16 protein-coding genes are annotated in these 19,520 nt (G+C 59.4%); 10 read left to right on the top strand and 6 right to left on the bottom strand.

The window, feature by feature from the left end:
* Positions 1 to 34: 34 nt before the first annotated feature.
* From DC3_RS06445 to DC3_RS29010, 4 genes are all read right to left on the bottom strand, one after another.
* Positions 35 to 2,794, bottom strand: a complete 2,760-nt coding sequence (locus DC3_RS06445) for an alpha-amylase family glycosyl hydrolase (protein WP_146883196.1) — start codon at positions 2,792 to 2,794, stop codon at positions 35 to 37.
* 473 nt (positions 2,795 to 3,267) lie between these two features.
* Positions 3,268 to 4,260: a LacI family DNA-binding transcriptional regulator gene (locus DC3_RS06440; protein ID WP_146883194.1), complete on the bottom strand. Its 993-nt coding sequence runs from the start codon at positions 4,258 to 4,260 to the stop codon at positions 3,268 to 3,270.
* A gap of 367 nt (positions 4,261 to 4,627) precedes the next feature.
* Complete coding sequence (locus DC3_RS06435; RefSeq protein ID WP_186815884.1) at positions 4,628 to 5,770, bottom strand: N-acetylmuramoyl-L-alanine amidase family protein; 1,143 nt, start codon at positions 5,768 to 5,770, stop codon at positions 4,628 to 4,630.
* A gap of 310 nt (positions 5,771 to 6,080) precedes the next feature.
* Positions 6,081 to 6,218, bottom strand: coding sequence for a hypothetical protein (locus tag DC3_RS29010; RefSeq protein WP_186815883.1), 138 nt, complete (start codon positions 6,216 to 6,218; stop codon positions 6,081 to 6,083).
* Between DC3_RS29010 and DC3_RS06430 the strand changes: the two genes are divergently transcribed.
* From DC3_RS06430 to DC3_RS06420, 3 genes are all read left to right on the top strand, one after another.
* Complete coding sequence (locus tag DC3_RS06430) at positions 6,217 to 6,852, top strand: winged helix-turn-helix transcriptional regulator (RefSeq protein ID WP_146883190.1); 636 nt, start codon at positions 6,217 to 6,219, stop codon at positions 6,850 to 6,852. The two genes, DC3_RS29010 and DC3_RS06430, sit on opposite strands and share 2 nt — an antisense overlap.
* A gap of 81 nt (positions 6,853 to 6,933) precedes the next feature.
* On the top strand, positions 6,934 to 7,818 hold the full coding sequence (locus DC3_RS06425) for an NmrA family NAD(P)-binding protein (protein WP_146883189.1): 885 nt from the start codon (positions 6,934 to 6,936) through the stop codon (positions 7,816 to 7,818).
* Positions 7,802 to 8,278: a DinB family protein gene (locus tag DC3_RS06420; protein WP_146883187.1), complete on the top strand. Its 477-nt coding sequence runs from the start codon at positions 7,802 to 7,804 to the stop codon at positions 8,276 to 8,278. The genes DC3_RS06425 and DC3_RS06420 overlap by 17 nt, the downstream gene beginning before the upstream one ends.
* A gap of 98 nt (positions 8,279 to 8,376) precedes the next feature.
* Here DC3_RS06420 and DC3_RS06415 read toward each other — a convergent pair whose 3' ends face one another.
* Positions 8,377 to 9,453 (bottom strand): sensor histidine kinase, encoded by a 1,077-nt coding sequence (locus tag DC3_RS06415; RefSeq protein WP_146883185.1) that lies wholly within the window; start codon positions 9,451 to 9,453, stop codon positions 8,377 to 8,379.
* Positions 9,450 to 10,133, bottom strand: a complete 684-nt coding sequence (locus DC3_RS06410; protein WP_146883183.1) for a response regulator transcription factor — start codon at positions 10,131 to 10,133, stop codon at positions 9,450 to 9,452. The genes DC3_RS06415 and DC3_RS06410 overlap by 4 nt, the downstream gene beginning before the upstream one ends.
* 237 nt (positions 10,134 to 10,370) lie before the next feature.
* Between DC3_RS06410 and DC3_RS06405 the strand changes: the two genes are divergently transcribed.
* The 7 genes from DC3_RS06405 to DC3_RS06375 all read left to right on the top strand — a co-directional run bounded on the left by DC3_RS06405 (position 10,371) and on the right by DC3_RS06375 (position 19,459).
* Positions 10,371 to 11,663, top strand: coding sequence for a TolC family protein (locus DC3_RS06405; protein WP_146883181.1), 1,293 nt, complete (start codon positions 10,371 to 10,373; stop codon positions 11,661 to 11,663).
* Positions 11,660 to 12,676, top strand: a complete 1,017-nt coding sequence (locus DC3_RS06400) for a TolC family protein (RefSeq protein ID WP_146883179.1) — start codon at positions 11,660 to 11,662, stop codon at positions 12,674 to 12,676. Before DC3_RS06405 ends, DC3_RS06400 begins: the two co-directional genes overlap by 4 nt.
* The gene (locus DC3_RS06395; RefSeq protein WP_146883177.1) at positions 12,673 to 13,965 is read left to right on the top strand and encodes an efflux RND transporter periplasmic adaptor subunit; all 1,293 of its coding nucleotides are present in this window, start codon (positions 12,673 to 12,675) and stop codon (positions 13,963 to 13,965) included. The genes DC3_RS06400 and DC3_RS06395 overlap by 4 nt, the downstream gene beginning before the upstream one ends.
* A complete protein-coding gene (locus tag DC3_RS06390) occupies positions 13,965 to 14,675 on the top strand; it encodes an ABC transporter ATP-binding protein (RefSeq protein ID WP_307724734.1) in 711 nt (236 codons plus the stop codon). Before DC3_RS06395 ends, DC3_RS06390 begins: the two co-directional genes overlap by 1 nt.
* 1 nt (position 14,676) lies before the next feature.
* Positions 14,677 to 15,888 (top strand): ABC transporter permease, encoded by a 1,212-nt coding sequence (locus DC3_RS06385; RefSeq protein ID WP_222594705.1) that lies wholly within the window; start codon positions 14,677 to 14,679, stop codon positions 15,886 to 15,888.
* A gap of 72 nt (positions 15,889 to 15,960) precedes the next feature.
* Complete coding sequence (locus DC3_RS06380; protein WP_146883173.1) at positions 15,961 to 16,227, top strand: hypothetical protein; 267 nt, start codon at positions 15,961 to 15,963, stop codon at positions 16,225 to 16,227.
* Positions 16,220 to 19,459 carry an AAA family ATPase gene (locus DC3_RS06375; protein WP_146883171.1) on the top strand — a complete coding sequence of 1,080 codons (3,240 nt, stop codon included), beginning with the start codon at positions 16,220 to 16,222 and terminating at the stop codon, positions 19,457 to 19,459. The genes DC3_RS06380 and DC3_RS06375 overlap by 8 nt, the downstream gene beginning before the upstream one ends.
* Positions 19,460 to 19,520 lie beyond the last annotated feature (61 nt).

Genomic DNA, 19,520 nt, shown 5'->3' with positions numbered 1-19,520 from the left:
TGCTCCTCAACAGGCACAGGATGAGATCAATCTCTCACTGCAATTCCAGCACCAATCCGCCCAGAGCCGGAACCGTCACAGCCGCATCCAGCGCCTGGGTGGTGTGGGTAAGCAAATCCAGGCCTGTTCGGTTTTTGTATTTCTCAGGCAGCTTGACGTTCACCTGGTGGGGTTGTGTGTCGTTGTTCAACCCCACCAGTACGGCTTTTGAGTCCAGTTCTCTGAGCAGAACCACCACATGGTCGTCCAGCAAGAGGGGCGCAGAGAGGGTTCCAGAGCGCAAAACGGGATTCTGGTTGCGCAGGGCAATCAGCTTCTTGAAGTCTTCGCGCAAGGCAAGGTCGGGTTTCCCACCCACGTCCTCCCAGGGGTAGGTGCCCCGGTTTTTGGGGTCTTCTCCTCCCGTCACGCCCACTTCGTCTCCGTAGTAGATGGCTGGGGCACCAGGGTAAGTCATCTGGAACAGCACGGCGAGTTTCAGGCGTTTTTTTGCAGTGTCGATGGTGTCTTGTGGTGTGGTTTCAGAGGTGTACCCGAATTTGTGAAGTGCCCGGGCTGCGTCGTGGGTGGAGAGCAGGTTCATCAGGGCGTAAAACGCCTGTGGAGGGTACTCTTCCCGCATGAGTTCGAGGTTCTGGTACAGTTCACTGGCCTTCCCACCTGCAGCGTAATCCAGCACGGTGTTGCGGAAGATGTAATTCATGGTGCTGTCAAACTGATCCCCCAGGAAGTGCTTGCTGGCATTGAACCAGGTTTCAGCCACCGTGAGGGCATCCGGGTTTTCGGCCTTGACGGTCTTGCGCCACTCCTGCCAGAAGGAGTCACTGACCCAGGGGGCAACGTCCATGCGCCACCCTGAAGCGCCCTGCCTGAGCCAGTACCGGGTGATGGCGTTGTCTGCACGGTAAGCGTAATCCTTCCAGGCGTCCGATTCTTTCAGTTCTGGGAGGCTTGAAACCCCCACCCAGCCCGCGTACTTCTGGTCTGCCGTGGCCCCACCGGGATTGAAGGTATAGAAGTCAGTGTAAGGGGAATCTGTGCGGATCTGCTCTTTCTCGAACGCCCCGGTTTCAGGGTATTTGCCGTAGCGGTCAAAGTAGATGCTGTCACTGCCGGTGTGGTTGAGGGAGGTGTCCAGGATCACCCGCATGCCCCGTTTTGCCGATTCCCGGGTGAGTTCCTGAAATTCTGCGTTGGTCCCGAAGTTGTTGTCGATGTGCAGGTAATCGGCCGTGTCGTACTTGTGGTTGCTGGGGGCCTCAAAAATCGGGTTGAGGTACAGGGTGTTCACCCCCAGGTCTTTCAGGTCATCCAGTTTTTCAATGATGCCACGCAGGTCTCCTCCAAAGAAATCATTGTTGTACACGGTGTCGCTGCCATCACCCGAGTTGGGCAGGAAGGGGGCTTCATTCCAGTTGTCGTGGATTTCGATCTGCTGGTCCAGGTAGGTGTCCACGCCCACCTTTGGATCATTGGCTTTGTCTCCGTTGCGGAAGCGCTCCGGGAAGATGTAGTAGTACACGGCGTCTTTCGCCCAGTCCGGCACCTTGAAATCTGGCTGGTAGACGGTCTGGCGGTAACGGCGAATGGCCTTGGGATCTTCGGGCCTGAAGTCCAGCACCCCCACCCCATCGCTGCCTTTCTCGGTGGTCCAGTAGATGGAATTCTTGTTGTTCTGGTAGACGTAGGTGTCCTTGCCGATCTTCAGCTCAAAGTGGTACCCGTACACGCTGCTGTCCGGGAACACCTGGGTGGCACTCCACACCTCTCTGTTCCCATCCTGTTTTTTCTGCATGGGGATGCGGGCATGAGGAAGGTACTCCAGGCGTTCCTGGTTTCCTTCCAGAATGCGTTTTTCCAGCACCAGGGTTGCACTTTCCACCCCAGGCAGGGCCGAGAGGGCGAATTGAACCTCTTCCCCGGCTCTGGTTGCTCCAAAAGGGGCCTTGAACGCCAGGTTGCGGGAATCGTACTGCACACTGAGGGCCACCGGATCGGTGACTTCACGGGCAGAGCGGTCCACGAAAGTCTTCTCTCCAATGGTCAGCGTCCCGTTTTTGCCCGCTGCATCCACTGTGAATTTGAGGGTGTGCTCTCCGGTGAAGTTGAATTTCAGGTTGCTGGCACTGCCCCCAAGTTGCTGGTCCGAAAGCAGGGGCAGGGCTTCTCCTGCTTTCAGGGTGCTGCTGCTGCCGTCTTTGCCTCCAAAAGTGGTGGGGGCACTCCATCCGGGATCGGCCACTTTGAATTCCTGGTTGCCTGTCAGACCCACATTCAGAAAAAACGCATCACACACGTACTTGAAGCGGTATTCTTCTGTGGCGTTCCAGCTGTTCATGCTGCCTTTGAGGTACAGGCCCGTGCTGCCAAAGGGGTTTCTGGGGCAGTCCGCAATCAGCAGGCTGGGCTGCCCCGAGGTCACATCCAGGATGATTCTTGAGAGGCCCTTGAAGGCAAAGGTCAAGTTCGATCCCTGAAGTTTGAGGGGCAGGGGTGTTCCTGGCTGGGGGGTGCTCTGTGCTCCTCCACCAAAGTCGGTGGGGGCAGACCAGCCTGCATCTGCCACTTTGAAGGTCTGGTCTCCGGTGAGTTCGGTGGTCAGTTCGTAGTGGTTGCACACATAAGTGAACCTGTATTCGGGCAGGGCGTTCCAGCTGTTCATGCCGCCCCGCAGAAACAGTTCGGTGTTGCCGTAAGGGCTGGGCACGCAGGGAACATCTGCGGCCAGGCCGTGGCTGAAAAGGCCAGCGGTCATCAGAAGGCCAGTGATCAGGGTGAGGCGGGATCGATTCATGTTCAAACTCCTTTTTGGTCAGTGCCGTGATGTGGTGTTTCTCTGATGTCACGCTGCAGGCGTGCCGCAGCCCTCTTTTGTGATGCTCCGGTCCTGGCAGACCGGAAGTTTCGAACGTCCAGGTTGAGAAGGTGGCCCGGGCTGTCCATGGCCTTCATGACTTTTTCGTGGGAGATGTTGGGGTGGTTCTTGAGGACAGGTGACACCGTGTTGATGCCTGCTCCAGCGGGTCTTTAACGTCCAGGAGGCTGGGTTTAAAAGAGGCTCCTTCTGTTGGTAACGTTACCAATTCAACCCAAGAAACAGCGATAAGCCCTGCTATTGCATGTAGATGCTGGATGGACAACCATGACCACACCTGAGCTGAGATTGGTAACGTTACCAAAGAATGAATTCATTATCTTCATGCCCCCCTGGAAAGTCAAGAGGAAACCTGCCCCAGAAGCAGCACCCCCTCCCTCTTGAACGGAAGGTCAGGTCCGGGTGGTCTGGCGAACCTGCAGGGAGGGGGCGAGTTGCTGGTGCTGCAACTGGTGAAGCTCCTGCGCCAGGGCCTGGATCAGCAGCCCTGCAGCCTTCTCCCCCATTTCACGAACAGGCTGATGGATGGTGGTGAGTCCGGCTTGCTGTGCGTCCTGGTTGTCGTCGAACCCCATGATCAAAAAGTCTTCACCCACCTGCTGTCCTGCGTCGGTCAAATGCCGGAGGATGCCAATCGCCACATCGTCACACTGGGCCAGGATGAAGTGGGGGCCGTCCAGGGGCGTTTGCAGGAGTTGCTGACCAATTTTGCGTCCCCCTTCCAGGGTGGCGGTGGTGTAAAACGTCTGTCTGGGAACGATGCCGTGCCGGGAGAGCACCGAAAAAATGCCCCTCCTGCGGTCTCCGAACACCGGGGATTCGAATTCTCCGGGGGTCTCCTGGATGTCCACAAAGACGATGGGCAGTCGGCACTCCAGGGCGTGTTGTGCAGCCATCTGCCCTGCGCTGAGGTTGTCGAAAGACACGCTGTGGTAGTCCCTGTGGTGGGTGTCCACCAGCACAATGGGTTTGCTGAATGGGGGTCTGCCCTGGTACATGCGTTCCGGGTTCAGTGAAGCGATCAGCAGGCCATCGGCCCGGTAGGGAATGCTGGTCGCCTCCCGGTACCTTCTGAGTCGGTTTTCACCCACCACCGGGAAGAAGGCCAGGTCCAGGTCCACTTTTTCCAGTTCACTGTAAATCCCGGAGAGCAGGGTGTCGTAAAAGGGGATGCCAGTCACTGGAAGCAGGATGGACACGGCTCCAGTCTGACCGTACCGGAGGCTTCGGGCGTCCAGGTTGGGGGTGTAACCGAGGGCTTCGATGGCCTTCATGACTTTTTCGCGGGCATCGTGGGAGATGTTGGGGTGGTTGTTGAGGACGCGGGACACCGTGCTGGTACCCACTCCGGCGAGTCTTGCGACCTGTTTGACGTTGGGTTTCAAAGGAGCTCCTTGGAGAAGGGCACGCAAGAGAACTGGTAACGTTACCAGAGCAGATGGGTCTAAATAAAAAACCCCGTCACATCGCAACAAAAGCTCTGGTTCAGAGGATGATGATCCATTGTTGTCCCAAATGTTTCACAAGTCAAGGTTGAGGTTGAGCAGAGACAGCAGGGAGACGCCTGTACCTGGTGTTGCACACGGACCTTGATCTGGTGTTTCCTTCCCACAATCAAAGTTCGATCAGGGTTCAAAAACAGGATTTTGTTGACCTCAAAATGACTCCTGAATTCATGGAAATTCCAGGGTTGACTGTGCCTCGGAGTGAAAGGGCATGTTCCTCTTGAAGCAGGTGGCGTTTCCGCTGACCTCAGGGCGTTGAAGGCACAGGGGCCTGACTGAGCACGAAACGCTGGATGCCCAGGGCGATGCCATAGGCCATGCGGTCCAGGTAACCTGCAGAAAGCAAATTCTCTCCGTCCACCGGGTGGCTCACAAAGCCCATCTCGATGAGCGCAGCGGGAACCTGACTGTTTCTGATCACCACAAAAGGAGCGGTGCGCACCTTGCGGTCAAAGGCCGACGTCCATTCCAGCATCGAGCTTTGCAGCGTGCGGGCCAGATGCTGGCTTTCCGGGTGGTTGGGGTGCCACCAGGTTTCCACCCCGTACCCGGCGAGGGCACTCTGCTTCGCCAGGCTGTTGGCATGGATGCTGACCAGCACTTTTCTGGGGGACACCCCCAGACTGGCCCGGTGCTGGAGGTCGGTGCGTTTGTCATCGCTGAACACCGTGTCTCCGAGTCGGGTGAGCACCACTGTTGCACCTGCAGCTTCCAGCAGGCCCTGCACCTTGTGGGTGACTTGCAGGTTCACTTCTTTTTCCATGACCGACCCCACTGCACCCGGATCTTTCCCGCCATGCCCTGGGTCCAGGACCACCTCCACCGGGAAAGGGAAAAGCTGCAGGGGTGGGGCCTGCAAGGTTTGCCGGTTCGCGAAAGCTTCACTGAAATCCAGCACCAGTCGGTCGTTCAGGCTGTCCAGTCCGGCTGGAAGGTGCAGCATCTTCCAGCCTCCACCTCCTGCACGCAAAGGGTACCGGGTGCGGATGGTGGCCGTGCTGCCCAGCGGTCCGGAGGACAGGGACCACCCTTGTACCTCCGGGGACAGGCTTGACGGGGGAGACTTGAGGGCCAGTCCTCCGCGCACCTGCAGGCCACTGAAGCCAATGGTGATCCCGAAGCCCTCTGGTGTGACTTGCACGGTGCTGCCTTTTGGCACATCGAAGACCAGCCGGGTCCAGCCCGCATACAGACCGATGCGAGGCTGGCCGACCACAGCTTCTTTGATTTCAGGAATGTTCTGCCACGGCAGGGGTTTCACGGTGGGGGCAGGCATCACCGGGAGCACAGGAGCAGGCAGGTCAGAGGGGTCTTCGAGCACCCCCGGATCATTCTGGGAGAAGGCCAGGGAGGTGAACAGCACAATCAGCACAACAACGAGGGGGCGCATACCAGACCAGCGTAAATGACCTTCATGAAGTTGATCCCAGTGTGTTTTCCCTGAAAGCTTTGTGCCCACCTGGCCGTTCCCCCGGTGGGCACCTGCCAGGATGCAGCGTGCTTTTGGGGCTTCATGGCATTCAAACCGTTTCAATGCTCCAAGAAGTTTTCCAGCTCTGAAGGTCCTCCTGTCTCCAGCATGCTCCGAGCCTTGCTTTAAGCCCACCAGAAACGAGGACCTTTTGAGAACTCCACATTTGAAGGATGTTTCCAGAGGTCTTTTCTTGTGAGGCATGGAAAAGCGAATTCTCCTGTTGAAATCATGGATTCAAGTCCAACATGGCCCTCTCGAAAGGATCATCCATGGGCGTGGGAACGGCGGCTGAACCCTCCTCAGCCACAAATCCGTTCAGGTGAAGCCCACCCTGGAAGACCCAGCCATGAAATAATACGGGCATGCTGTCTCCAGAAGGTTTTCCAGAGGGTTCTTCTTCTCCTGCTCTGTCCATCCTGCAGGAACGCTGGGCTCTGTCGGTGCTGGATGTCCTGCTGAACGGGGAAGTGTTTTTCAATGATCTGGCCCGGGCTCTTCCTGAGGCTTCTCCGACCACCCTGCAAACCCGCCTGAAGATGTTGCAGCGGCAGGGACTGGTGGAACGGGAGGTGCGCAGGGATGTGCCACCCTCCACGCTCTACCGCCTGACCGGGAAAGGCGAAACAGTGCGCCCACTTCTGGAAAGCATGAAACGGTGGTGCATGGAGCATCACTCTGAGCCGGCACAGGGTGCAACAGCTGAAACCTCTCCAGTCGTGGAGGTGCTGAGGGTGCTGGGGCAGAAATGGTCCCTGCCCATCATGATGCTGCTGTCCATGGAGGCCAGAGGATTTGTGCGCCTGATGGAGGCCCTGGGGAACATCAATTCCTCGACGCTCAAGAACCGTCTGGATGGGCTGGAAAAGCTGGGTTTTGTGGAGAGGCAGGTGCTTTCTGGAAACCAGATGCGCACGCTGTACCGGGTGACACGGCGTGGAGCGGCCTTTCGAACGGTGATGCTGGCTTTGAGGCAGTGGGAGGAGCACCTGCAGGGTTGATTGTTGTTGCCAGATCGTGTTATACCATAAATTGTCTCACACCACTTTTTGTTCCACAAGGAACGGGAAAGTCAGGTCCCCATGATCCTGGTCACCGGAGCCACCGGAAATGTCGGAAACCCCCTACTGCATGAGTTGCAGCAAGCAAAAATGCCCTACAGGGCAGCTGTGCGCGATCCCGTTCAGGCGGCTCAACGCCACGGCAACCACCCCTGGGTGAAATTTGATTTTCAGAACCCGGACACCTACGCCAGAGCCCTTGAAGGGGTGAATCAGGTGTTTGTGGTGCTTCCACCAGGGCAGGGCAGCCTGAAAGTTCGCATGTACCCCTTCCTGGATCACTGTGCCCACCGCAAAATCGAACACATGGTGTACCTTTCCCTGCTGGGTGCCCCCCAGAACCCGGCTGCGCCTCACCACCAGATTGAAAAACACCTGCAGAACCTCCCTTTAACGGCGAGCTTTCTACGGGCCTCGTTTTTCATGCAGAACCTCATGACCACCCACCGTGAGGAGGTCATTGACGGGCACCTGAAGATGCCTGCAGGACACGGCAGAACCAGCTTTGTGGACACCCGCGACATTGCCCGGGCAGCAAAACAGCTCTTCAAACATCCTCCCTCTGAAACCCGTGGTTATGACCTGACCGGCAGCGAAGCCCTCACCTACTTTGAGGTGGCAGAGATCCTGTCCAGGGAACTCGGGCGCAACATCAAGTACGACAACCCCGGACTTTTTGAGTTTGTTCAGCACTGGAGACAGAAAAACACCAAGTGGGATTTCATCATGATCATGATGGTGATCTACACCACCGCCCGTCTGGGCCGTGCAGGACGGGTCAGCACGGACCTTCAAGACCTGCTGGGAACGCCCCCCACGACCTTCGCCGAGTTTGCCAGGGACATGCAGTCCTGCTGGCCACCCCGAATTCAAACCCAGGAGAAAAACCATGCCTTACAGCCCTGAACAGTACACCCACAGCCTGCTTGCCCACCGCCTCGCCCTGATCGAAGCTGTGCAGAACCTCAGCGAAGACCAGGGGAACTTCACAGCCTGGGAGGGTGGAATGTCTGTGAAGAACCTGATCGATCACCTCTCGCAGACCAACACCATGATGCTGGCCTCTGCCCGCAAAGAGCCCCGTGTGCGTCTGGAGCCTTCCCCCACCCTTCAGGACGCTGTGAACAGGTACCAGCAGCTCACCGAGCAGACCACGGCGTTTCTCTCACAGACCACCCCTGAACAGCTCTCCAAAACTGTCGAAGCCTTCCCCAACGTGCACCTGCCGCTCTTTCAGGTGATGGACATGCTGAGAGAGCATGACATCCACCACAAAGGGCAGGTCTGGACGATGCTGCGCCTGATGGGCATCAAACCTCCCATGTTCGTGAAGATGCCCGGCATGGCAAAAGCTCCGAAAGGCTGAAAATCAGGCCACAAATTCTGCCCCCCAAGCAGAAAAAAGCCGCCCAGCGAGAAATGGGCGGTTTTTGAATTGAATGAAGAATCAGGACGGCTTGAGATTCAATTCACACGAATCTGGCAGGTGACTTTCAGGCCCCCCCACTGTCCCTTTTCTGCGGTGGCATGTCCACCATGGGCCTGCAAGAAAGCCTGCACCAGGGGCAACCCCAGGCCACTTCCTCCTTTTTCACGGGAACGGGATTCATCGGTGCGGTAATACAATTCAAAAATGCGGGAAAGTTCCTGCTCAGGCACCCCCTGACCATCGTCTTCCACACTGAATGTCCCAGAGGAGAACACCTGCACTTCAATTTGGCTGCGGGCGTGCCTGAGGCTGTTTTCCAGCAAATTGGAGAGCACCTGGGCAAGTCGGTCTGCATCTCCTGTGAGGGTCACGTCTTCTGCAGGGACCTGCAGGGTGAGCGTGAGCTGGTTTTGCTCTGCCCGGATGGCAAATGAGGAAATCACATCCTCAAAAAGGACTTTCAGGTTGACTGCTTCCTGCTGAACAGGGAGTTGCCCGGTGTTTGCCAGGGTGAGGAGCCGCAGGTCTTCCACCAGACGGTTGAGCATGCCCACCTGCAGGGAGAGTTTGCGGGCCTCCTGCTGATCAAAGGTCAGCATGCCATCTTCCAGGCCGTCCAGTCGGGCCTGCAAGACGGCCAGAGGGGTGCGCAGTTCGTGGGCAATGTCGGCCATCATGCGTTTGCGGCCCGCTTCCAGCTTTTCCAGACCCTCTGCCATTTCATTGAAGTGCTGCACCAGTTCTGCCGCCTCCTGCCCCAGCATCTGCGGGGAAGCAGGTGCACGGGCAGAGAGGTTGCCATCGGTGATCTTGCGCGCGGCCTGCCCCACCTGCACCAGGGGTTGTGCAATGCCCCGGGCCAGCACCAGGGCCACCATGGAGGCCAGTCCAGCGCTGATCAGGGCGGCCCACAGGGCGTTCCAGCGCAGGCGTTCCCCCAGAACCTGCGCTTCAGGGGTGGGCCACTCCTGTTTGGGAAAAAAGTTCCACACGTCCCCCTGCACCGTCACGGAGATGGTGTAAGCGGTCATCAGGAAAGCCACCACCGGGGTGGAGATGGTGAGAAACAGCATCACACCCAGCAGGCGCAGGTAAATGCTGCCCCGCTTCACCCTTCTTCACCCAGTTTGTACCCTGCTCCCCGCACGGTCACCAGGAGGGGCGTGGGATCAAGGCGCACCATCTTCTGCCTGAGGTGCATCATGTGGGCATCCACCACCCGGTCCATCGCGTCCGACTCGGGCAGGGCCTCGGCAATCAGTTCCTGGCGGCTGAACACCCGTCCTGGACTGCGGGCCAGGGTCAGCAGCAGGCGGAATTCTGCCGGGGTGACCTCCAGTTTCTTCCCGGCCATTTTCGCAGTGAAGCGGGACACGTCCAGTTCCAGCGCACCCACCCGGATGGGGCGGTCATCGTGGTCCTCCTGTTGCCGGGTGCGCCTGAGCACCGCCTTGATGCGGGCCATCAGTTCACGGGGCCTGAAGGGTTTGACCACGTAATCATCCGCTCCGAGTTCCAGCCCCAGCACGTGGTCGATTTCCTCTGCGCGGGCGGTCAGCATGATCACGGCGGTGCGTTTGCGGCTCTGCCGGATGGTGCGCAGCACCTCCAGTCCGTTCAGGCGGGGAAGCATGATGTCAAGGATCACCAGATCCGGCTGGGCGGCCCGCCACAGGGAAAGCCCCTCTTCCCCATCCTTGGCCCGCTCGGTGTGGTGACCCTCCATCTGCAGGTAGCGCACCAGCACTTCCGCGAGGTCGTTTTCGTCTTCCACAATCAGGATGCTGTGCATGCTTCTTATTGTAGGGAGTGTGTTGAAGGGGAAAAGAAGGTTTTTTGAAGGAACATTCACAAAGCCCTTTCAGAAAAAACCCGGAAATCCTTGCTGCAGCCCGATGCTGGGCAGCCAGAACTGGTCATTCCCTGCCATAGAAAACGGAATTTCCTGTCCAGGAAGTCATTTTCACTTTCATCCAAAATTCACAGCAGATGCATCACCTCTTGAAGTTCGTACCACACACTGTCTGGCATGAGACGACTGATCCTGATCACCCTGGGTCTGCTCGGCGGTGCCCTCGCCACCCCCATCACCCTGGATGCCGCCTTGCAGGTCCCCACCAGTGCCACCAGAACCGCTGCCCTGAAGCTTCAGCGTGCCGAACTCACCTACCAGAAAGCCCTGGTGCAGGTGCAGCCCTCGGTCAGCCTCTCGGGGAACCTCAACCTCACGGGCCATTTCGATTCAAAAACGGACACCACCAGTGGCACCCTTTCAGGCAAGGCCAGCTGGGATGTCGCCCCGTGGGCAAACGCCCCCCTGAACCTGCAAAGTGCTGAACGGGCCCTGCAACAGGCCCGCTGGGACGCCCAGACTGCACTGGGGCAGGCGAAGGTGCAGGTGATGGAGCAGTACTTTCAGGTGGAAACCGCCCGTGAGCAGGTGGATGCTGCCAGACTGCAGCTGCAGCAGGCAGAACTTGCCCTGCAAACCGCTGAAAAACGTCTCCTGCTCGGTCAGGCCACCCGGGACACGCTGGAGAATGCCCGACTGAATGTGCTGAAAGCCCAGAACACCCTCAAGTCCAGCCAGGGCACACTGCAAGGAGCCCTGCAATCCCTTTCCCTGTTGCTCGGAAGGGACGTGCAGGATGGCGACACCCTCACCCCTGACCTTTCCCTCCCAGCCTTTGCTGGACCTGAGGTGCTGCTCAGGAAAGCAGACCAGCATCCCAATGTGCAGAAAGCGAAGCTGTCCCTCCAGGACAGTGAGGATGCCATCGCTGCCCAGCAACTGCAGTCCGCCCTGCCTGACCTCACGGTGACGGGCAAATTCGGGCAGCTCAGTGGAGGCTGGAACGTCAGCACCGACTTTGCCCTGAAGTCCGGCAGTGTGGGGATGTCCGCGAGTTACCCCGTCGGCTCTTCCGGCACAGGTGGTCTGGGGTACTCGGTGGGGGTGCAACTGAACGTTCCCCTCGACCCCACCCGGCCTTACACTCTGCAGAACCTGATGGCCCAGCGGGACCTGCAACTTCTCGCAGTGGAAGACGCGCTCAACACCGTGAAACAGGACATCACCACCCAGTACCACAGTTACCTCCAGCGCGTTCAACAGGTGGAGGAGGGCACCCTGCAGGTCCGGCATGCCGGGCAGGGTCTGGAAATCCAGCAAAAACGCCTGTCACTGGGCCTCATCACCCCGGCAGAGCTGCTGGACGCCGAAATCCGCCTGCAATCCGCCCGCTTCAATCTCGTCCAGGCCCGCCGCAATGCTTACCTGCAGGCGTTCAAATTGCGCCTTGCCACAGGAGAATCCTTATGAAAATGCTGACCCTCACTGTCTTCATGGCCACCACCGCCCTCGCCGCTCCCCTCAGTTTCCAGCACGCCTGGGAGAACACCCTGCGGGACAACACCGACCTGCAAAATGCCCGCACCGAACTGAACAGTGCACAGGAGGACTGGACCATCAAACAGCAGGACCCCACCGCCCTGGCCACAGATTTGCTCTCGGCAGAGCAGACGTTCAATCAGGCCAAAGTGAACCTGAAAGCCACCGAACTGCAGACCCGGCAGTCCCTGCTGAACAGCTACACGCAACTGCTCGAAAACCAGAAGAACATCCAGGTGCTCTCAAAACAGGTGGAGCTCTCCCTGATGAAGCTGAACATCCAGAAGGCCCGATTGCAACTGAAAAACGCCACAGCTCTTGATGTGAAGAATGCCGAGCAGACCCACCAGTCGGACCTGCAAAGCCTGGAGAACGCCAGGGATGCCACGCCCATCTACAGCCTGCAACTGAGCAAGCTTTTCGGTGGGAACAGTGCAGACCTTGAAGCGCAACCGCTGGCAGATCCCAGGCCCCTCGGTGTGAAACTCGAGGACCTGAAGAAGAACCTCTCCGGGCAGCTCAGCAGTGTGGTGCAGGCCCGGCAGAGCGTGGAGAGCGCAGCGTTGCAGTGGAACCTCAGCAACAACGATTACACCCCGAAAAGCACCCTGGAGGATGCGAAAACCACCCTGGAGAACCGCAAGCGCACGCTGGAAAGCACCCTGAAAAGCGCCATCAACACCCTGAACGACAGCCACCAGAAGGCCCTCGACGCCTGGAAGAAAGTGCAGTTGCAACAAAAGGCCCTGCAAAACAGCCAGGAAAGCCTGAAGCAGACCCAGACCCGCTTCAAGAACGGTCAGGTGGCGAAAGTGGACGTGCTGCAAAGCGAGGGCAGCGTGCTGAACAGTGAACTGTCTCTGCTTCAGGCCGAAAACAGTTATTTCAGGAGCCTGATGACCCTCAGTGTTGCTGCCGGGGTGGATGTGGGAGGTGTGCAGTGACCACCGCCGTTCGCAAAAACCCTCCAAAAGGCAGAAAACGGCTGTGGTGGTGGCTGGTCCCGGTGGTGCTGGTGGGGGGCTTTTTCGCACTCCCAAGACCAGGGTCCATGCCCACTGTGCTGGACACCGTGCCCGTAAGCAAGGGCAATTTCCAGTTGCAGGTGAGTGGCTCCGGCACCCTGAAAGCCACCGACGTGCGGGAACTGCATCCGGACGTCTCTGGAACCGTGACCTTCCTGATCGAGGAAGGTCGCCGGGTGAAAAGTGGGGAGGTGCTGGTGAAAATGGACGATCAGGAAGCAGAAAACAACCTTCTGAACGCCAGAACCAGCCTGCAGACCGCCGAAAACAACCTGAAAAGCTCCCGGGCGTCTTCCAGCAGCAACACCACCTCCCAGCAGCAGGCGGTGGAAACCGCACGGGTGAACGTGCAGAATGCTCGCCGGGAACTGCAATCCGCCCAGGACACCCTCACCCTCAACCAGCGTCTTTATCAGGCCGGTGGGGTGAGCCAGCAGACCCTCACCGATGCACAGACGGCCCTGCAGAAAGCCAGTGACGCCCTCAAATCTGCGCAGGTGGCCTATCAGGCCGCCCTCAACACCCAGCAGACCCAGCAGACCAGCAACCAGCAGTCCATCGACAATGCCAGTCTCTCTGTGGAATCAGCCCGGACCTCACTGCAGACCGCACAAACACAACTGCAGAAACACACCCTGAAAGCCCCGGTGGACAGCCAGGTGCTCAGTGTGACTGGAACGGTGGGCGGACCATCGAGTGCTGTGACCGTGGAAATCGGGCAGGACAGGGTGCTTGAACTCCCCATGCAGGTGGATGAGACGGGCATCCGTCAGGTTCAGACGGGGCAGGAGGTGGAAGTCACCCTGGACGCTTTCCCGGGCAAGACTTTCAGGGGCAAGGTCTCCGAGATCAGTCCGAAAGCCACCCTGCAGCAGAACATCCCGGTGTTTTACGTGACGGTGAAGCTCTCCAACCCAGAGCAACTGCTGCGCCCCGGCATGAGTGCCCAGGCCGAAATCACTGTGTTGACCTTGCAGGACGTGCTGAAGGTCCCAAAGCGGGCCGTGAAGACCACCGGGGGCAGGAGCACCGTGGAAGTGCAGATGGCAGATGGCAAAACAGCTGTGAAAGACGTGCAAACCGGGGAAACCGATGGCACCGAAGTGGTCATCACCTCCGGTCTGACCGGGGATGAGAAAGTGGTTTTGCCCACCCGCAAGACGGTCTCCTCTGCCCCGACCTTCCCACCCACACCTGGAGGTCAGTGATGGCCGTCCTCACTGCCTCCCACATGGCCACCAGCACAAGCACAGTGATTTCCGTGCGGGACCTCAAGCGAAGCTACCAGCTTGGAGAGCAGGAATTTCAGGCCCTCCGCGGGGTGAGTTTTGACATCCAGCAAGGCGAGTTCACGGCCATTGTTGGACCAAGTGGCAGCGGCAAATCCACCCTGATGAACATCCTGGGCCTGCTGGATTCGGCAAGCTCCGGGCAGTATTTGCTGGACGGGCAGGACGTGACTGGCCTCGGGGAAACCGAGCGGGCCAGGGTGCGCAACCAGAAGGTCGGGTTTGTGTTCCAGGCGTTCTTTCTGCTCCCCAGGCTCACGGTGCTGGAGAACCTGGAGGTGCCGCTCATTTATGCGAAAGCTCCTCCTGCCCAGCGCAGAAAACGGGCCACTGAATTGCTTGAGCGGGTGGGGCTCGCGGACAAGGCCCAGCACAGGCCCACCCAGCTTTCAGGAGGGCAGAAGCAGCGGGTCGCCATTGCCCGGGCACTCATCACCCGGCCAAGCCTGTTGCTGGCCGATGAACCCACCGGAGCCCTCGATACCCGCACCGGCGAGGAGATCATGGGGCTTTTTCATGAACTCCACCACGAGGGAGCCACCGTCATCCTGATCACGCACGAACCAGACATTGCGGCGCACGCCTCCCGCACCCTCAGGGTCAGAGATGGCCTGCTGGAGGAGGTGTAGCATGGAGGTTTTCACCACGGCATGGCGGGCGATTCTTGCCAACCCCATGCGCAGCATCCTCACGGCCCTTGGGGTGATCATCGGGGTGGCCTCGGTGGTGGCCCTCACCGGGATTGGCTCGGGCACCACCAGCAGCATCACCCGTTCGCTGGAAGGCCTGGGGACCAACCTGCTCACCATCAGCAGTGACGCGAACAGCCGCACCGGACTGGTTCAGCAGAGCACACGGGCCACCCTCACCCGCAGTGACCTCCGGGCCATCCAGACCTTCAGTCCACAGCGCATCCAGGGGGTGGCCCCCACCGCCCAGACCAGCACCCAGGCCCGCAGGGATGGGGAGAACCTGTCGGTCAACGTGATCGGGTCCAGCCCGGATTACGAGACGGTGCGCAACAGCACCCCCGAACAGGGCAGTTTCTTCACCATGAACGACGCCCAGGGCCGCCGCAAGGTTGCAGTGATCGGCTTTGAAGTCGCCTCTACCCTGTTCCCCAGTGAGGACGCCCTCGGAGGCACCTTCCGGCTGAACAACCAGACCTTCACGGTGGTTGGGGTTCTGGAGGACAAGGGCAGCAGCGGGTTCACCAGCCCCAACACCCAGGTGATCGTTCCTTTTGAGACTTTTGAGACCACGCTGGGTCGGGAGCAGAACGGCAACATCAACTCCATTTACGTCCAGGCCGCAAATGAAAAGGACCTCTCTGACCTGCAGCTGGACCTCACCGACCTGCTCGATGCCCGGCACAGGATCGCCAGCGAAGCAGACCGGGACTTCTCCATCCAGAACCAGGCGGATGTGCTCCAGTCCCTTTCAACCATCACCTCCACCCTCACCCTCTTTCTGGGCGGTGTGGCTGGAATCAGCCTGCTGGTGGGCGGCATTGGAATCATGAACATCATGCTGGTGAGTGTCACGGAACGCACCCGCGAGATTGGGATTCGCAAGGCCCTGGGCGCAACACCCCTGGGCATCCGTACGCAGTTTCTGATTGAAGCGACCCTGCTCTCCATTTCAGGTGGGGTCATCGGAATTCTGGTCGGACTGGGGCTCGCCTACGGGGTGGGTGCCCTGATCAACACCCCTCCGGTGCCCTCGGTGAGCAGCATCGGACTGGCCTTTTTGTTCAGCCTCGGTGTGGGGGTGTTCTTCGGGTATTATCCGGCCAGTCGGGCATCCCTGCTGGACCCGGTGGAGTCCCTCAGGTACGAGTGAGACAGGCACAACCCCACCCTGAACGGGCGGGGTTGTCTGGCCTGAGATGTCACTGGACTGGTGTTGGTGGGTGTGGGCAACCCGTGTGTGTTGCTCAAATGGTCGATCTTTCCGGTGTTGCCCATCGAGATGGTGGTCGTGTTGTGCAGTTTCACCATCGGTGGAACAGAAACCATGGGCAAGCAGGGCCTGGTCTTCGGTGTTCTGCAAAACATCGGTGATGCCGTCCAGGAGCTGACCGTAAAAAAGAACCGAATTGTGCTGGGCCAGAATCCCAATCCATGGTGCCCTGCAGCCCATTTCCACCAGCCCGATATAATGTGGGCATCTCATGCCTGAGCCTCTGGTGTCCCTTCACAACCGGTCTTTTCAGACCCTGCTGGACCTGTGGAAGGCAACGCACCAGGAGGGTCTGTCTGGCATGGCCCAGATTGAAGGGGAAGCAGGACTGGGCAAGAGCAGTCTGCTGGAGCGTTTTGCCCATCAACTGGACCCATCTCAGGTGGTGCATGTGCGCAGGGGTCATCTTCTGCGCACGCTGGTGCTGCATTTTGCCGAGGCCTTCAACCGCACACGCAATGCCGACCTGATTGAAGCCGCCCGCAGCCACTGCCCGGACCACCCCTGGGTTCGGTTGTTGCCCTCCTCAGGGGCCGCTGATCCCACCCGAACTCTGCTGGCTGCAGTCAGCTGGGAATCTCAGAACCTGCACGGCCTGTGCTTGCTGGTGGATGACGTTCACGCCATGCCCGAAGACGATCTGGAGGTGCTGCAGGCGCTGTGGTCACGGGTGCTGCTGGACCACAGCCCGGTGCTCATGGTGCTGGCCTCCAGACCTCTGGAAACAGAAACACCTGCTGTCCAGGCCATGGAGGCATTGCAGAAGAAATTGCAGCTGGCCACAGGTCTGCATCCCAGAAAAGTGGAGCTTCAGCGGCTCCACCACCAGGAGGTGAGGGACCTGACAGTGGCCTTGCTGGGTGCAGCTCCCCCCGACAGTTTGCTGCAGTGGCTGGAAGAGCATGGGGAAGGTCATCCCCTGTACACCCGGGAGTTGCTGCACCTCCTGCGTCAGGGAGGAGTCCTGCGCAAACAGCACTTCGTGTGGACCTTCCTGCCTCCAGAAAACGCCCTCATTCCCCACAGCCTGCAACAGGCGATCAGGCAGCGTCTGGAACGGCTCGGCGATCACCTCCATCACTGGCGGGCTGCTGTGGTGCTGGCGGCAGTCGATGAAGCCCTCCCTCTTCAGGTGTGGGCGCACATTGCCGGGTGTTCCAGCGAGCAGATGGAGGTCCATGCAGAGCAACTCAGGGGCCTCGGGGTGGTGTCCAGCCGTTTGCAGGCAGGCGAGGTGCTGCACAGCCTGACCCATCCCCTGTACGGGAGCATCCTGCGGGAAGCGGCTTCAGCAGCAGAGTTGCAGAAAGTGCACTTGCAGGCTGTGGAGGTGCTGACCGACCCGGTGCAGCGGGCCTGGCATGCCCGTCGGGGCCAGCATGTCCAGCAACTGGAATTCACCCGTGAAGCGTTTCAGCATGCCCGGCAGCATGAACGCCATGCAGAAGTCGTGCAGGAGGCCCGTGCATGGCTCTGGCTGGACCCCCAACCTCCCGTGGAGGTGCGGGCAGGACTCCTGGCAGCCCTGATGCGGCTCAACCGGGTGAAAGAGGCTCTGCAGGTGAAGCCCTTTCCCGGGGATTTCAGCAGCCAGCTTCAGATCGCCCGGGCCCTCGATGAAACAGGACAGCAGGAACAGGCCCTGCAGGTGTTGCAAAGCCTGCATCCGCTTCCTGTGGACCATCCAGATGTGCAGGGGTACTTCATCCAGCGCCTGTTCCTGGAGTTTCAGCTCAACCGGCTGGATCAAGCAGAACAGACCCTGCAGGACTTCGAGCAGTGGGCAGTTGCACACCCCCAGGCCGCCTCCCTGCATCAGGTGCAGCTTGGTGAGCTGCAGTACCGCAAGGGTCTTTTCCGGGCAGCCCACAACACCATGCAGCAGGCCCTGGACCACCTGTCTGACGTGCCTGACCCTGCACAGCGTGCCCGGGTGCTGATGGATGCAGGGAGCATGGGCATCATGGTCGCTGACTTCGAGGCCTCCGAAAAGCAGCTCAGGGAGGCGATCACAGAGGCCAGGGTTGCCGGGGACATTTTCCTGCTCAACCGCATTGAGGCCAATCTGGGTTATCTGCTGCTGATGCAAGGGCGCTACCCGGAGTCTGAGCCCCTGCACCGCGAGTTGCTGTCCCGCTTCGAGGCAGCAGGCAACCTGCGGGTGACCTCTGCAGTGCTGTGGAACCTGGGCATCCTGCGGCTGTGGCGGGGAGATTTCCAGCAGGCTTTTGATGTGCTGTGCCGCAGTGCCGATCTGATCACCCACCACCAGGGGGCCAAACCCACCGACATTGCCGAGGCAGAAGCATTTCTGGGTCACATTCCTGCTGCCCTTGCGCGCCTGGAGGAGGCGCACCACAACCCCTACATGGAACACCCCCTCATCAGGGCACGCATCCACCTGCTGGCCGGACAACCCGAACAGGCCCGCCTGGACCTTGAGCAGGTGAAACCAGAAGATGGGCCGGGTGTATGGGCAAAACGATGTCTGATCGAAGCTTTGCTGCAACACACCCTCACTGGCAAAGGGCAACCTGAAGCCAAGGCGGCACTGCAGGCGGCCCGACTGTGCCGCAATGAAGCCCTGATCGGGGAGGCCCTGCTCACCCTGGCGGCCCTGCAAACCCCACCTGACCCTCAAGTGGTTGAGGAAGGCTGGAAGCACATTGAGGCCTGTGATGCCTGGGGGCACCTGCATTTGCTTCAGAAGTTGTGCCCTTCAGGCTTTCAGGCAATTCAGCGTGCACCAGTTCCCTCTGTCAGCCTCCACGAGGAAGCCAGGTTGTGTCTGCTCGGGCCAACCCGAAGGGTGACCGGACATGAGGTGCAACCCTGGAAAGGACGCAAAGTCAAAGAGATGCTGGCTTTGCTGCTGATCGCAAGTCTTCGCCAGGGGACCGGAGGCGTGCCCCGTGAAACCTTGCAACTGGCCCTGTGGCCTGAAGCCAGCATGCAGGCCGCAGACACCAACTTCCGCAAAACCGTGATCCGGCTCAGGGAAGCACTGGGCAGACACGGCACCATCAAGTGGAGGCGAGACGGCAGCTACCACCTGGTCCACCTGCAGTGTGACCTCAGCGACTTCCTGGCAGCCCTGCAACGTGGGCACCTCGAACAGGCCCTCTCGCTGTACACTGGCCCCCTGATGCAGGACCTGGACCTTCCAGAACTGCATCCCTTGCGCAGCCAGCTTCAGGAACAATGGCGGCGTGCGGTGCTGCAACTCGCCGAAGAGCAGGACTGGGCGCAGCGTCCAGGGCTGTATGCTCGATTGCTGGAACACAACCCCTGCGACCTTGATGCCCACCTGAAGATGATCGAAGTGTACCAGCACCTGGAGGACTTTCAGGCTGCAAAACAGCATCACCTGCAGGCCTGCCTGGTGTTTGCTGACCACTTCGGTGAGGTGCCCGGTGAATTGCAGCACCTGTCCACAGGCAAGAAGAGATGACAGGCTGTCCCTGCAAGTGTCCCTGCTTTGAGACACACTGAAAGCACAGGGGAGAATCTGA

The organism is Deinococcus cellulosilyticus NBRC 106333 = KACC 11606 (assembly GCF_007990775.1).
In the GTDB taxonomy this organism is placed as follows: Bacteria; Deinococcota; Deinococci; order Deinococcales; family Deinococcaceae; genus Deinococcus_C; species Deinococcus_C cellulosilyticus.
The sequence above is the reverse complement of the archived record's forward strand: the minus strand, read 5'-3'. Positions and strand labels throughout refer to the sequence as shown.

What these genes read in the sequence shown, in the direction of transcription:
- DC3_RS06445 (WP_146883196.1), bottom strand. Translation starts at nt 2,794, where the DNA reads ATGAATCGATCCCGCCTCACCCTGATCACTGGCCTTCTGATGACCGCT.
- DC3_RS06435 (WP_186815884.1), bottom strand. Translation starts at nt 5,770, where the DNA reads ATGCGCCCCCTCGTTGTTGTGCTGATTGTGCTGTTCACCTCCCTGGCC.
- DC3_RS06430 (WP_146883190.1), top strand. Translation starts at nt 6,217, where the DNA reads ATGCTGTCTCCAGAAGGTTTTCCAGAGGGTTCTTCTTCTCCTGCTCTG.
- DC3_RS29010 (WP_186815883.1), bottom strand. Translation starts at nt 6,218, where the DNA reads ATGCCCGTATTATTTCATGGCTGGGTCTTCCAGGGTGGGCTTCACCTG.
- DC3_RS06425 (WP_146883189.1), top strand. Translation starts at nt 6,934, where the DNA reads ATGATCCTGGTCACCGGAGCCACCGGAAATGTCGGAAACCCCCTACTG.
- DC3_RS06420 (WP_146883187.1), top strand. Translation starts at nt 7,802, where the DNA reads ATGCCTTACAGCCCTGAACAGTACACCCACAGCCTGCTTGCCCACCGC.
- DC3_RS06410 (WP_146883183.1), bottom strand. Translation starts at nt 10,133, where the DNA reads ATGCACAGCATCCTGATTGTGGAAGACGAAAACGACCTCGCGGAAGTG.
- DC3_RS06405 (WP_146883181.1), top strand. Translation starts at nt 10,371, where the DNA reads ATGAGACGACTGATCCTGATCACCCTGGGTCTGCTCGGCGGTGCCCTC.
- DC3_RS06400 (WP_146883179.1), top strand. Translation starts at nt 11,660, where the DNA reads ATGAAAATGCTGACCCTCACTGTCTTCATGGCCACCACCGCCCTCGCC.
- DC3_RS06390 (WP_307724734.1), top strand. Translation starts at nt 13,965, where the DNA reads ATGGCCGTCCTCACTGCCTCCCACATGGCCACCAGCACAAGCACAGTG.
- DC3_RS06385 (WP_222594705.1), top strand. Translation starts at nt 14,677, where the DNA reads ATGGAGGTTTTCACCACGGCATGGCGGGCGATTCTTGCCAACCCCATG.
- DC3_RS06375 (WP_146883171.1), top strand. Translation starts at nt 16,220, where the DNA reads ATGCCTGAGCCTCTGGTGTCCCTTCACAACCGGTCTTTTCAGACCCTG.